This window comes from Microbacterium azadirachtae (genome assembly GCF_000956545.1).
Classification (GTDB): Bacteria; Actinomycetota; Actinomycetes; order Actinomycetales; family Microbacteriaceae; genus Microbacterium; species Microbacterium azadirachtae.
Genome location: NZ_JYIT01000086.1, coordinates 240915 through 254062 on the forward strand (window position 1 = coordinate 240915; position 13148 = coordinate 254062).

Sequence of the window (13148 nt, forward strand, 5' to 3'; positions counted from 1 at the left end):
AGAGTGCCGCGAAGGGTGCCGATCGCTCTGTGAAGCCCGCCCGGCGCCGGCTACGACGCCTGCGCCGCGAGGCGCTCCTTGACCGTCGACGCGTACACGTCCTCATAGTGCTGCTCCCCCAGGCGCTGGAGGGCGACCATGATCTCGTCCGTGACCGAGCGGAGGATGTAGCGGTCGTTCTCCATCCCGGCGTAGCGGGAGAAGTCCAGGGGTTCGCCGATCACCATGCCCACGCGCATGATGCGCGGGATGCGCTGCCCGGTCGGCATCGCGATGTCCGTGTCGACCATCACCACCGGGATCACCGGGACCTTGGCCTCGAGCGCCATCCGGGCGATCCCGGTGCGTCCGCGGTAGAGCTTGCCGTCGGGGCTGCGGGTGCCTTCGGGATAGATCCCGAGCAGATCCCCGCGTCCGAGCACGCTGAGGCCCGTGTTCAGCGACGCTTCCGAGGCCTTGCCGCCCGACCGGTCGATGGGCAGCTGGCCGGTGCCCTTCATGAACATGCGGGTAGCCCACCCCTTCAGGCCCTTGCCGGTGAAGTAGTCGCTCTTGGCGAGGAACGACATCTTCCGATCGAGCATGAGCGGCAGGAAGATCGAATCGGAGAAGGACAGGTGGTTGCTCGCCATGATCGCCGCCCCCGTCGCGGGAACGTGCTGACGGCCCACGATCCACGGGCGGAAGATCGCCTTCACCAGCGGACCGATGGCGATGTACTTCATGAACCAGTAGATCATCGCCCGCAGTCTATCCCGCCGTCGCGGCCCTGACGAGGGCGAGCTCGAGCCGTGCGACGCAGTTTCACACTTCGTGCGACTGGATCCCACCGGTGCCGCCTCGTCCCCAGGCGCCGCGTGGCATAGACTCCTGAGAAGCACGTACCCGTCCGGCCCCGAAGGAGTTGCCGTGGTCCAGTTCGAAGTCCCCGCGATCGTGAAAGCCGCACCCGAGGACAACATCACCGATCTCCTGGAGCAGCGGGTGCAGAAGACCCCGAATCTCGCGCTGTTCTCCGTCCCGGAGCGGGGTGGCTGGCGCGACATCACGGCGAGCGAGTTCCGCACCCAGGTCGTCGCCCTCGCGAAGGGCTTCGTCGCCGCCGGCATCCAGCCGGGCGAGAAGGTGGGCTTCCTGGCTCGCACCACCTACGAGTGGACGCTGGTCGACTTCGCCCTCTTCTACGCCGGCGCGGTCATGGTGCCCATCTACGAGACCAGCTCGCCGTCGCAGATCCAGTGGATCCTGGAGGACTCGGGAGCGATCTCGCTCCTGGTCGAGTCTCCCGAGCACTTCACGCGCTTCGACGAGGTCCGCGGAGATCTGCCCCTCATCCGCGACGTCTGGCAGATGCACCTGGGGGCCATCGCCCAGCTCACGGCGCAGGGCTCCGAGGTGGCCGACGACGAGATCGAGCGCCGGCGCAACATCGCGAACGGCGCCGACATCGCCACGCTCATCTACACGTCGGGCTCGACGGGACGCCCGAAGGGCTGCGTGCTCACGCACAGCAACTTCGTCGAGCTCTCCCGCAACGCGGCCAAGTCGCTCGACGACGTGGTCTCGATCCAGGGCGCGTCGACCGTGCTGTTCATCACCACGGCGCACGTGTTCGCCCGGTTCATCTCCATCCTGGACATCCACGCGGGCGTGCGCACCGGACACCAGCCGGACACGAAGCAGCTGCTCCCCGCCCTCGGCTCCTTCAAGCCCACGTTCCTGCTCGCCGTGCCGCGCGTCTTCGAGAAGGTGTACAACTCCGCCGAGCAGAAGGCGGAGGGCGAGGGCAAGGGCAAGATCTTCCGCGCCGCCGCCGCCGTGGCCATCGAGCACTCCCGCCTCCTCGAGGAGGGCGCGAAGATCCCGCTCGGGATGCGGATCAAGTTCGCCCTGTTCGACAAGCTCGTGTACGCGAAGCTGCGCGCCGCGATGGGCGGCAACGTGCAGTATGCGATCTCCGGCTCGGCGCCGCTCGGCGCCCGGCTCGGCCACTTCTTCCACAGCCTGGGCATCACGATCCTGGAGGGCTACGGACTCACGGAGACCACCGCGCCCGCGACCGTGAACACCGCGCACAAGGCGAAGATCGGCACCGTCGGCCCCGCACTGCCGGGCGTGGGCCTGCGCCTCGCCGATGACGGCGAGATCGAGGTGCGCGGCGTCAACGTGTTCAAGGAGTACTGGAACAACCCCGAGGCCACGGAGGCGGCGTTCGACGACGGCTGGTTCCGCACCGGCGACCTGGGATCGTTCGACGACGACGGCTTCCTCACCATCACCGGGCGCAAGAAGGAGATCATCGTGACCGCGGGCGGGAAGAACGTCTCCCCCGCAGCGCTGGAGGATCCGATCCGCGCCAACCCGATCGTCGGCCAGGTGGTCGTCGTCGGCGACCAGAAGCCGTTCATCGGCGCCCTCGTGACGCTCGACCCGGAGATGCTGCCGGCCTGGCTCGCGAACAACGGCCTGCCCGCCGACATGTCCCTCGCCGACGCCGCGACGAACGACGCGGTGCGCGCCGAGGTGCAGCGCGCGATCGACACCGCGAACACCCGGGTGTCGCGGGCCGAGTCGATCCGCAAGTTCACCATCCTGCCGACGGAGTGGACGGAGGCCAGCGGCCACCTGACCCCGAAGCTGTCGATCAAGCGGAACGTGATCCTCAAGGACTTCGCCCCGCAGGTCGCCGAGATCTACAACGAGACCACCGCCACCACGACGGTGCCGCTGGGCTGAGTGCCTCGACGAGGAAGGCCCGGGGATCCGCTGCGGATCCCCGGGCCTTCCTCGTTCGTCGCGACGCGCCGCGTCAGAACCAGGAGCTCTCGCGCACCTCGCGCATCGCGATCCTGCGCGTCTCCGGATCCAGCCGGGACAGGTACACCTTCCCGTCGAGGTGGTCGGTCTCGTGCTGCAGCGCCTGCGCGAGAAGACCCTCCCCTTCGAGCACGACGGGCTCGCCGTCGAGATCGATGCCCTCCACACGGGCCCACGGGTGCCGCAGCGCATCATGCCAGAGACCCGGCACCGAGAGGCAGCCCTCGCCCGTGGGCACGGGCTCGCCGCGCACCTCCGTGAGCACCGGGTTCAGCACGTAGCCGATGTCGCCGTCGATGTTGTAGCTGAACGCCCGCAGCGCCACCCCGATCTGAGGGGCGGCGACGCCGGCGCGCCCCGGCAGCTCGACGGTGTCGACGAGGTCGGCGACGAGCGCACGCACGCCGTCGTCGATGGTCTCGATCTCGGCGCAGACGGTGCGCAGCACGGGGTCGCCGAACAGGCGGATCTCACGGACCGTCATCAGGCGGCCTGCGCTCTCAGGCCCTCGACCACGACCGCCGCCAGCTCGCGTGCCGCCTGCCGGGTCTCGGGCTGGAGCGCCGCGAACGAGATCGCACTGCCCGCGGCGATGCGCGGGTCGTACGGGATCCGCAGCACATGCGCGACCCGGGTGCGGAAGTGCGCCTCGAGCTCGCTCAGCCGGACCATCGGGGATCCGGGGGTGGACTGATTGAGCACCACGACGGCGTCGCGGACCTTGTCCGCATAGCCGTTGGTCTCCAGCCACGTCAGCGTCTCGGAGGCGAGACGCGCCTCGTCGACGCTGAGGCCGGCCACGATCACGATGGTGTCGGCGCGATCCAGCGTCGCCCCCATCACCGCGTGCACGATTCCGGTGCCGGTGTCGGTGAGCACGAGCGAGTAGTAGTGGGCGGCGACCGAGGCGACCTGGTCGTAGTCCTCGTCGTTGAACGCCTCCGAGACGCGCGGATCGGTGTCCGACGCGAGCACGTCCAGACGGGTCGCGTCCCGGGAGACCACGGCGGAGATGTCGTGGTAGCCGGTGACCTGGTCGTGGATGCGCACCAGGTCGCGCACGGTCTTGGTGTTGGTGCGCGCGATGCGATCGGCGAGCGTGCCGCGGTCGGGGTTCGCGTCGACCGCGATGACCCGGTCCTCGCGGGCGTCCGCGAGCGCCATGCCGAGCAGCGCCGTCACGGTCGTCTTGCCCACGCCTCCCTTGCGGCTCAGCACCGGGACGAAACGGGCCGTTCCGGGCAGGGGCGCGGCGATGCGGGCGCTCAGCGCCTTCCGCTGCTGCGCGCGCTTGCCGTCGCCGAGGTTGATGCGGCGGCCGGAGATCGTGTACAGCAGGTGGCTCCACAGCCCTTCCGGCTCGGGCCCCGCGAGGCGCGACGTGTCCAGCAGCCGGTCGGCGGTGAGCAGATCCGCGCTCTCCCTCTGCCGGTCGCTCAGCTGGTCCAGCCGGCGCGCGGCGAGCTCGGGCTCGGGCACACGGGCGTGATCATCGGGCATGATCTCCTCCTCGACCGCGGGAGCGGCGATGTGCGCCGCGGGGACCGGCGCGAGAACGGGCTCGACCGCGCGCAGCACGACCGCCTCGTCGGAGGTCCCGTCCGCAGGATCGGCGTCGACCGGGACCTCGGACAGGTCCGCGGCCGGCGGGGTCGGCTCGGCGGGCGTGGGCCGGGCAGCGAAGGATCCGGATCCCTTGTCCTCGACCTCGATGTCCTCGGATTCGCGGGCGGTGCGGTCCTCGGCGGGACCGGCAGCGCGCTCCGAGACCTCGGAGACCGGGTCCGGCTCCGCGTACGGCTCCTCAGGGGCGTCCGCGACGTCCGCGACGGGGAGGTCCTCGGGCGCGGCGTCGGCGGCGGCGTCGACCTCGTCGGGATGCGCGTCCGCGTCGACCGGTGCGACGTCGGACTCCGGCTCGGGCTCCTCTTCGGATTCCGACTCCGGCTCCGGTGACGCGTCGGACTCCGGCTCCTCGTCGGGCTCAGGGCTCGCGTCCTGACCCGGTGCGTGCTCAGCGACGCCCTCGGGCGCGTCGTCCACGTCGCCCTCGGGTACGGCGGTCGACGTCGGCTCCTCCGCGGATTTGTCGTTGTCGACGAGCTCCGCCACGACGACCGCCTCGTCCGCGGCGATCGCGGGGATCTCGATCACGATGTCGGAGATGCCCGCGCCCTGGTGGATCCGGCCGATGCCGTCGTCCTCCCGGACGAACGCGGCAGGATCTGCTTCGAGCACGAGGTCGGCGAACGCCTCGCCCTCGGTCACATCGTCGTCGACGAGATCGTCCTCGTCGGTGACGGGAAGCGCGACGGGGACCTGTGCGGTCGCCTCGCCGAGCAGCCCGATGTCGGCCGTGCCGATGGCGCCGGTGCTGTCGAGGACCCCGAGCGTATCCTCGGCGTCCTCGCTCTGCGTATGTCTGCGGTCTGTGGTCATGGTGCTCTGCTTCTCCCCCGCGACGCGCTCTGGCCGAGCGCATCGCCCGCACAAGATTAGTGCACGCTCATGGACGCGCACACGACGGGGAGCCCGGGCGGGCGGCGGCACGGCGCCGCCCGCCGGAGCGTCAGGCCGCCTGCGTTGGCCGGATGACGATGAGCAGATCCCCCGCGTCGACCTGCTGCGTGGCCCCGATCGCGAGGCGCTCGACGACGCCGTCGACCGGAGCGGTGATCGCCGCCTCCATCTTCATCGCCTCGATCGAGGCGACCGGCTCGCCGGCGGTCACGGTGGCGCCGACCTCGGCCTTCAACGTCACCACTCCCGAGAAGGGCGCCGCCACCTGGCCGGGCTTCGACGTGTCGGCCTTCTCCACCTCGCGCGCGTCGACCTTGATCGAGCGATCCCGCACGAACACCGGGCGCAGCTGCCCGTTGAGCGTGGTCATCACGGTGCGGATGCCCTTCTCGTCAGCCTCGCCGATCGCCTCGAGGCCCACGTAGAGCTGGACGCCCGGATCGATCTCCGCGACATGCTCCTCGCCGGGGATGAGCCCGTACAGGTAGTCGGGCGTGCCGAGGGCGGAGAGATCTCCGAACGCCGCGCGGGTGCGCTCGAACTCCGCGGCGGGCCCGGGGAAGAGCAGGTGGTTGAGCGTACGGCGCCGCTCCAGGCTCTCCCCGTCGAGCGCGCGCTGCTCCTCCTCCGAGAGGGGGACCACGTCGATCGACACGGTGCGGCCGGCCAGCGCCTTGGAGCGGAACGGCTCGGGCCATCCGCCGGGCAGGTCGCCCAGCTCACCGGCCATGAAGCCGACCACCGAGTCGGGGATGTCGTAGTTCTGCGGGTTCTGCTCGAAGTCGGCCGGGTCGGCGCCGGCGGCGACGAGGGCCAGTGCGAGATCGCCCACGACCTTCGACGACGGGGTCACCTTGGGGATCCGCCCGAGGATCCGGTCCGCCGCGGCGTACATGTCCTCGATGCGCTCGAAGTGGTCCGCGAGGCCCAGGGCGATCGCCTGCTGCCGCAGGTTCGACAGCTGTCCGCCCGGGATCTCGTGGTGGTACACCCGCCCGGTCGGAGCGGGGAGACCCGATTCGAAGGGACGGTAGAGCTGACGCACGCCCTCCCAATAGGGCTCCAGGTCGCTGACCGCCTGGAGATCCAGCCCGGTGTCGCGGTCGGTGTGCGCGAGCGCCGCCACGAGCGCCGACAGCGACGGCTGACTGGTCGTGCCGGACATGGGAGCCGCGGCCGCGTCGACCGCGTCGGCGCCGGCGGCACTCGCCGCCAGCAGCGTGGCGAGCTGCCCGCCCGCGGTGTCGTGCGTGTGCACCTGGACAGGAAGGTCGAACCGCTCTCGCAGCGCGGCGACGAGTCGCGCGGCCGCCGCAGGCCGGAGCAGCCCCGCCATGTCCTTGATCGCGAGGATGTGGGCGCCGGACTCGACGATCTGCTCCGCGAGGCGCAGGTAGTAGTCGAGCGTGTACAGGTCCTCCGCGGGATCCAGCAGGTCGCCGGTGTAGCAGAGCGCGACCTCGGCGACCGCGGTCCCCGTCTCCAGCACCGCATCGATCGCGGGGCGCATCTGCGCGACGTCGTTGAGCGCGTCGAAGATGCGGAAGATGTCCACCCCGGTCGACGCGGCCTCGCGCACGAAAGCGTTCGTGACCTCGACCGGACGCGGCGTGTACCCCACCGTGTTGCGACCGCGCAGCAGCATCTGCAGCGGGATGTTGGGCAGCGCCTCGCGCAGCGCCTCCAGGCGCTCCCACGGGTCCTCGGCGAGGAAGCGCAGCGCGACGTCGTAGGTGGCGCCGCCCCATGCCTCGATCGAGAGCAGCTGCGGCGTCATGCGCGCCACGTGCGGCGCCACCCGCACCAGGTCGCGCGTGCGCACCCGGGTGGCGAGCAGGGACTGATGCGCGTCGCGGAACGTCGTCTCCGTCACCGCGAGCGCCGTCTGCTCGCGCAGGGCACGCGCGAAGCCCGCCGGACCGAGCTGCAGCAGCCGATCGCGTGCACCGGCGGGCGGCGCCGCGCTCAGATCGATGGCCGGCAGCTTGCTGCCCGGCGACGGGGACAGCGGCTTGTCGCCGTAGGGCCGGTTCACCGTCACGTCGCCGAGCCACTTCAGGAGCCGGGTCGCGCGATCCCTCGAGGGGTTGCTGGTGAGCAGCTGCGGCCGCTCCTCGATGAACAGCGTCGAGAGGTCGCCGACGACGAAGGCCGGGTCGTCCAGCACGGCGCGCAGGAAGGGGATGTTGGTGGAGACCCCACGGATGCGGAACTCGGCGAGGGCGCGCTTCGCGCGAGCGACCGCGGCGGGGAAGTCACGGCCACGACAGGTGAGCTTCGCGAGCATCGAGTCGAAGTGCGGGCTGATCTGCGATCCCGCCGCCGTCGTGCCTCCGTCGAGGCGGATCCCCGCCCCGCCGGGTGAGCGGTAGGTCGTGATGCGGCCGGTGTCGGGGCGGAAGCCCTGTGCCGGGTCCTCGGTCGTGATGCGGCACTGGAGCGCCGCGCCGCGGAGCTGGATGTCGTCCTGCTCCAGGCCCAGGTCGATGAGCGTCTCCCCCGCCGCGATCCGGATCTGCGACTGCACGAGGTCGACGTCGGTGACCTCCTCGGTGACCGTGTGCTCGACCTGGATCCGCGGGTTCATCTCGATGAACACGACCTCGCCGGCGCGCTCCCCCGCCGTCTCCAGCAGGAACTCGACCGTGCCGGCGTTCTCGTAGCCGATGGAGCGGGCGAAGGCCACGGCGTGCCGATGCAGCGCCGTGCGGATCGACTCGTCGAGGTTCGGGGCCGGGGCGATCTCGACCACCTTCTGGTGACGCCGCTGCACCGAGCAGTCGCGCTCGAAGAGGTGCACGGTGTTCCCCGTGCCGTCCGCGAGCACCTGCACCTCGATGTGCCGCGGACGCTGCACCGCCTGCTCCAGGAAGACCCGGGGGTCGCCGAACGCGCTCCCCGCCTCCCGCATGGCCTCGGCCAGCGCCGGCGCGAGATCGCCGATCGACTCGACGCGGCGCATGCCGCGCCCTCCGCCTCCGGCGACCGCCTTGACGAAGATCGGGAATCCGATCCCCTCCGCCTGCGCGACCAGTGCGTCGACATCATCCGAGGCGTCGGTCGAGCGCAGCACCGGGACGCCCGCGGCGACCGCATGCTGCTTCGCGGTCACCTTGTTGCCGGCCATCTCCAGCACGCGCGCCGGCGGGCCGATGAAGGCGATGCCGTTCTCCGCCGCGCGAGCGGCCAGCTCGGGGTTCTCCGACAGGAAGCCGTAGCCGGGGTAGATCGCGTCCGCGCCGCTGGACAGCGCCACGCGGATGATCTCCTCGACGTCGAGGTACGCCCGCACCGGGTGCCCGACCTCGCCGATCTGATAGGACTCGTCCGCCTTCTGGCGGTGGAGAGACCCGCGGTCCTCCCAGGGGAAGACGGCGACCGTCTTCGCACCCACCTCGAAAGCGGCTCGGAACGCGCGAATGGCGATCTCACCACGATTGGCCACAAGGATCTTTTGGAACATGGCACCTCGAACACTGTTCTGCGCGACGACGCGCATCGGGGGGCTGAGTGTTTCCTCAGCCTAGAGGAAGGTAACGTGGAGTCCGTGCACGTACTCAGCGTCAGTTCCCTCAAGGGCGGTGTCGGCAAGACGACCGTGACCCTCGGCCTCGCCTCGGCGGCGTTCGCCCGCGGTGTCCGGACCCTCGTGGTCGACCTCGATCCGCAGTCCGACGTCTCCACCGGCATGGACATCCAGGTCGCCGGCCGTCTCAACATCGCCGATGTCCTGGCCAACCCCAAGGAGAAGGTGGTCCGACAGGCCATCACCTCCTCCGGCTGGGCCAAGGTGCACCCCGGAACCATCGACGTGCTCATCGGGAGCCCGTCCGCGATCAACTTCGACGGCCCGCACCCGAGCGTGCGCGACGTCTGGAAGCTCGAGGAGGCCCTCGCGGCCGTCGAGGCCGACTACGACCTCGTGCTCATCGACTGTGCACCGTCGCTGAACGCGCTCACCCGCACGGCCTGGGCTGCCAGCGACCGCGTCATGGTCGTCACCGAGCCGGGACTGTTCTCCGTCGCCGCCGCCGACCGCGCCCTCCGTGCGATCGAGGAGATCCGTCGCGGCCTCTCGCCCCGTCTGCAGCCGCTCGGCATCGTGGTCAACCGCGTGCGGCCGCAGTCGATCGAGCACCAGTTCCGGATCAAGGAGCTGCGCGACATGTTCGGCCCTCTCGTACTGAGCCCGCAGCTGCCCGAGCGCACCTCCCTGCAGCAGGCGCAGGGCGCGGCGAAGCCGCTGCACATCTGGCCCGGCGACTCCGCGCAGGAGCTCGCGGCCGACTTCGACACCCTCCTGGACCGCGTGATCCGCACGGGGCGCATCGCCCTGCCCGACGACACGCGCGTCTGACGCGCCGATAGCGACGACCGCGCACAGCGAAAGAGCCGGTCCCCTCGGGGGCCGGCTCTTTCGCTTGAGGAGTGGTGCTCAGGCGGTGCGACGGGCGCGGCGCGCGGCGAGGTCGTCGAGGGGATCCGGCACGAGTGCGTCGAACTCGACGAGCGTCGCCTCGACCTCGTGGAAGACCTTGCCCACGGCGATGCCGAACACGCCCTGGCCGCGGCTGAGGAGGTCGATGACCTCGTCGTTCGACGTGCACAGGTACACCGACGCGCCGTCGCTCATCAGCGTGGTGCCGGCGAGATCGCGGATCCCGGCGGCACGGAGCTGATCGACGGCCGTGCGGATCTGCTGCAGCGAGATGCCCGTGTTCAGCAGCTCCTTGACGAGCTTCAGGACGAGGATGTCGCGGAAGCCGTAGAGGCGCTGGGATCCGGATCCGCTCGCTCCGCGGACGGTCGGGACGACCAGCTCGGTGCGGGCCCAGTAGTCGAGCTGACGGTAGGTGATGCCGGCGGCGCGGGCGGCCACCGCACCGCGGTACCCCACCTCGTCGTCCATGGCCGGGAGGCCGTCGGTGAAGAGGAGATCGTCCCCGAACGACGGTCCATCGCCCCGTTCCTCGGCGCTCATGGCATCCTCCTCAATCCCGAAGGCACAAGATCCTTCAACCACAACCTGAAAGTCGATGACTCCACGCTAGAACAGCCCAGCACCGGCGACAACGACATCCGGTGGGAGCGGAGGGTGTGTCGCAATCAGTTCGTTACGACAGCAGTCGGCCGATGCCGTCCTTGACCAGCAGGGCGCGCACCTCGTCCAGGCGGGAGGCCAGCTCCGGGGCCATCTCGCTCGCCCGTGCGCGCGACGGCGTGTCCGTGCGGCGCAGCAGAGCAGACAGCGCCGACTGCACCAGCGCCACGTCGCGCTCGGCGCTCTGCCGCAGGGGCCGGAGATGGCGCGGCCCGATGCCGTGCCCCTCCAGAGCCACGAGCGCCCGCAGCAGGGACACCGCGGACTCGGGGTAGGCCTCAGCCGCCGGCAGCATGCCACTCGAGACGGCGTCGCCCAGCAGGGCGTGCGTGGCGCCTGCGGCGCTCACCAGCTCATCGCGACGGTAGCGTCGCGGGCCGTGCACGATCGACGCCGGAAGCTCCGGCGTCGCACCGGACGCCTCGAGGGCGTCGAGGTGCTCGCGGATCACCTTGAGCGGCAGGTACTGGTCGCGCTGCAGGGTGAGGGCGATGCGGATGCGCTCGAGGTCGGCCGCGGAGAACTTGCGATACCCGGACGCGGTGCGCACCGGGTTCACGATCCCCTTCTCCTCGAGGAAGCGCAGCTTCGAGGCGCGCACATCGGGGAACTCCGGGGTGAGGCGCGCCAGCACCTGGCCGATGCTCAGCAGCCCTGCCGGGGCGGCGCGCTCGGCGGCTGATGCCGCCATCAGTCGTTCGCCTGCGCGAGGTCCACGGGCGAGGCGAAGAAGTTCAGCCGGAACTTGCCGACCCGCACCTCGTACCCGTTCCGCAGCGCGCTGCGGTCCACCCGCTCGCCGTTCACGTAGGTCCCGTTCAGCGAGCGCTGGTCGATGATCTCGAACGCCGTGCCGGTGCGGATGACCTCGGCGTGACGGCGCGACACGGTCACGTCGTCGAAGAAGATGTCGGCTTCGGGGTGCCGGCCGACCGTGGTCACCGCGGTGTCCAGCAGGTAACGGGCACCGGCGAGCGCGCCGGAGCGGACCAGCAGCAGGGCCGAGCCGGAAGGGAGCGCCGCGATCGCGGCCTGCTCGACCTCCGTCAGCTCGGCGCCGAACGGGACGAACGACAGGTCGGAGTCGTGTCCGAACGTCTGCGTGGTGTCGTGCGCGGGTTCTCCGCCGCGGCGGACGGCGCCTTCGGGAACGTCGTTCTGAGTCACTGTGCACCCCTCCTCTGGCGTTCCAGCCTATCGGAAGCCCGCCGCCATCGGGAGCCGGTTCAGGCCCGCAACCTCCGCCCGGAGCGCCTTCGGCGAACGGTAGGCTGGGGGCATGCCACACTACGACGTCGTCATCCTCGGCGCTGGCCCCGGCGGCTACGTCGCCGCTGTCCGCAGCGCCCAGCTCGGCCTGTCCACCGCGATCATCGAGGAGAAGTACTGGGGCGGCATCTGCCTCAACGTGGGGTGCATCCCTTCGAAGTCGCTCCTCAAGAACGCCGAGATCGCGCACACCTTCACCCACAAGGCGGAGTTCTTCGGCATCTCCGGCGACGTGCACTTCGACTTCGGCGCGGCGTTCGACCGCAGCCGCAAGGTCGCGGAGACCCACGTCAAGGGCATCCACTTCCTGATGAAGAAGAACAAGGTCACCGAGTACGACGGCCGCGGCACCTTCACCGGTCCGAAGTCGATCTCGGTCGCCAAGTCGGACGGGTCGACCGAGGAGCTCACGTTCGACAACGTGATCATCGCCACCGGCTCGACCGTGCGCCTGCTCCCGGGCGTGCAGCTCAGCGACAACGTCGTGACCTTCGAGGAGCAGATCCTCACCCGCGACCTGCCCGAGTCGATCGTCATCGTCGGCGCCGGCGCGATCGGCATGGAGTTCGGCTACGTCCTGGCGAACTACGGCGTCAAGGTCACCATCATCGAGTTCCTCGACCGCGCCCTCCCGAACGAGGACGTCGAGGTCTCCAAGGAGATCCAGAAGCAGTACAAGAAGCTCGGCATCGACATCCTCACCTCCACCGCGGTGAAGACCGTGACCGACAACGGCTCCTCCGTGCACGTCACGTACGAGACCCGCGACGGCCAGCCCGGCGAGATCACCGCCGGCAAGGTCCTGATGTCGGTCGGCTTCGCGCCGAACGTCGACGGCTACGGCCTCGACAAGACCGGCGTGAAGCTCACCGACCGCGGCGCCATCGACATCGACGACCACATGCGCACCAACGTCGACGGCATCTACGCCATCGGCGACGTGACCGCCAAGCTGCAGCTCGCCCATGTCGCCGAGGCCCAGGCGGTCGTGGCCGCCGAGACCATCGGCAAGGCCGAGACCATGACGCTGGGCGACTACCGCATGATGCCGCGCGCCACGTTCTGCCAGCCGCAGGTGGCCAGCTTCGGCCTCACCGAGGAGCAGGCGCGCGCCGAGGGCCGCGAGATCAAGGTCGCGAAGTTCCCGTTCAGCGCGAACGGCAAGGCGAACGGCCTGGGCGAGCCGGTCGGCTTCGTCAAGCTCATCGCCGACGCCGAGCACCTGGAGCTCATCGGCGGGCACCTGATCGGCCCCGACGTGTCCGAGCTCCTGCCCGAGCTGACCCTCGCGCAGAAGTGGGACCTCACCGCTCTCGAGGCGGCCCGCAACGTGCACACGCACCCGACGCTGTCCGAGGCCCTGCAGGAGGCCTTCCACGGCCTCGCAGGCCACATGATCAACCTCTGATCGGATCCCGATCGGGACGAGGGCCGGTCGCGC

Annotated in this window: 10 protein-coding genes; 3 read left to right on the forward strand and 7 right to left on the reverse strand. The window is 70.3% G+C overall.

Annotated elements, in window-relative coordinates; translation table 11 throughout:
- Positions 1 to 50: 50 nt before the first annotated feature.
- Positions 51 to 740 carry a lysophospholipid acyltransferase family protein gene (locus tag RL72_RS18665; RefSeq protein ID WP_045252375.1) on the reverse strand — a complete coding sequence of 230 codons (690 nt, stop codon included), beginning with the start codon at positions 738 to 740 and terminating at the stop codon, positions 51 to 53.
- Positions 741 to 909: 169 nt separating this feature from the next.
- Here RL72_RS18665 and RL72_RS18670 point away from each other — a divergent pair, with 169 nt between their 5' ends.
- Positions 910 to 2736 carry an AMP-dependent synthetase/ligase gene (locus tag RL72_RS18670; protein WP_045252376.1) on the forward strand — a complete coding sequence of 609 codons (1827 nt, stop codon included), beginning with the start codon at positions 910 to 912 and terminating at the stop codon, positions 2734 to 2736.
- Between the two features lie 73 nt (positions 2737 to 2809).
- Here the strand turns inward: RL72_RS18670 and RL72_RS18675 are convergent, their stop codons facing one another.
- The 3 genes from RL72_RS18675 to RL72_RS18685 all read right to left on the reverse strand — a co-directional run bounded on the left by RL72_RS18675 (position 2810) and on the right by RL72_RS18685 (position 8800).
- Positions 2810 to 3301 (reverse strand): peptide deformylase, encoded by a 492-nt coding sequence (locus tag RL72_RS18675; protein ID WP_045252377.1) that lies wholly within the window; start codon positions 3299 to 3301, stop codon positions 2810 to 2812.
- Positions 3301 to 5256, reverse strand: a complete 1956-nt coding sequence (locus tag RL72_RS18680; RefSeq protein WP_045252378.1) for a MinD/ParA family ATP-binding protein — start codon at positions 5254 to 5256, stop codon at positions 3301 to 3303. The genes RL72_RS18675 and RL72_RS18680 overlap by 1 nt, the downstream gene beginning before the upstream one ends.
- 130 nt (positions 5257 to 5386) lie before the next feature.
- Positions 5387 to 8800: a pyruvate carboxylase gene (locus RL72_RS18685; protein WP_045252379.1), complete on the reverse strand. Its 3414-nt coding sequence runs from the start codon at positions 8798 to 8800 to the stop codon at positions 5387 to 5389.
- Between the two features lie 84 nt (positions 8801 to 8884).
- Here RL72_RS18685 and RL72_RS18690 point away from each other — a divergent pair, with 84 nt between their 5' ends.
- A complete protein-coding gene (locus RL72_RS18690) occupies positions 8885 to 9694 on the forward strand; it encodes a ParA family protein (protein ID WP_045252454.1) in 810 nt (269 codons plus the stop codon).
- Positions 9695 to 9772: 78 nt separating this feature from the next.
- On the opposite strand, the gene RL72_RS18695 is transcribed toward RL72_RS18690, so the two are convergent.
- From RL72_RS18695 to RL72_RS18705, 3 genes are all read right to left on the reverse strand, one after another.
- Positions 9773 to 10318, reverse strand: coding sequence for a MerR family transcriptional regulator (locus RL72_RS18695; protein WP_045252380.1), 546 nt, complete (start codon positions 10316 to 10318; stop codon positions 9773 to 9775).
- A gap of 133 nt (positions 10319 to 10451) precedes the next feature.
- Positions 10452 to 11129, reverse strand: coding sequence for a transcriptional regulator FtsR (ftsR, locus tag RL72_RS18700; protein WP_045252381.1), 678 nt, complete (start codon positions 11127 to 11129; stop codon positions 10452 to 10454).
- The gene (locus tag RL72_RS18705) at positions 11129 to 11605 is read right to left on the reverse strand and encodes an FHA domain-containing protein (protein WP_045252382.1); all 477 of its coding nucleotides are present in this window, start codon (positions 11603 to 11605) and stop codon (positions 11129 to 11131) included. The genes ftsR and RL72_RS18705 overlap by 1 nt, the downstream gene beginning before the upstream one ends.
- 112 nt (positions 11606 to 11717) lie before the next feature.
- Here RL72_RS18705 and lpdA point away from each other — a divergent pair, with 112 nt between their 5' ends.
- Positions 11718 to 13115, forward strand: a complete 1398-nt coding sequence (gene lpdA / locus RL72_RS18710) for a dihydrolipoyl dehydrogenase (RefSeq protein ID WP_045252383.1) — start codon at positions 11718 to 11720, stop codon at positions 13113 to 13115.
- Positions 13116 to 13148 lie beyond the last annotated feature (33 nt).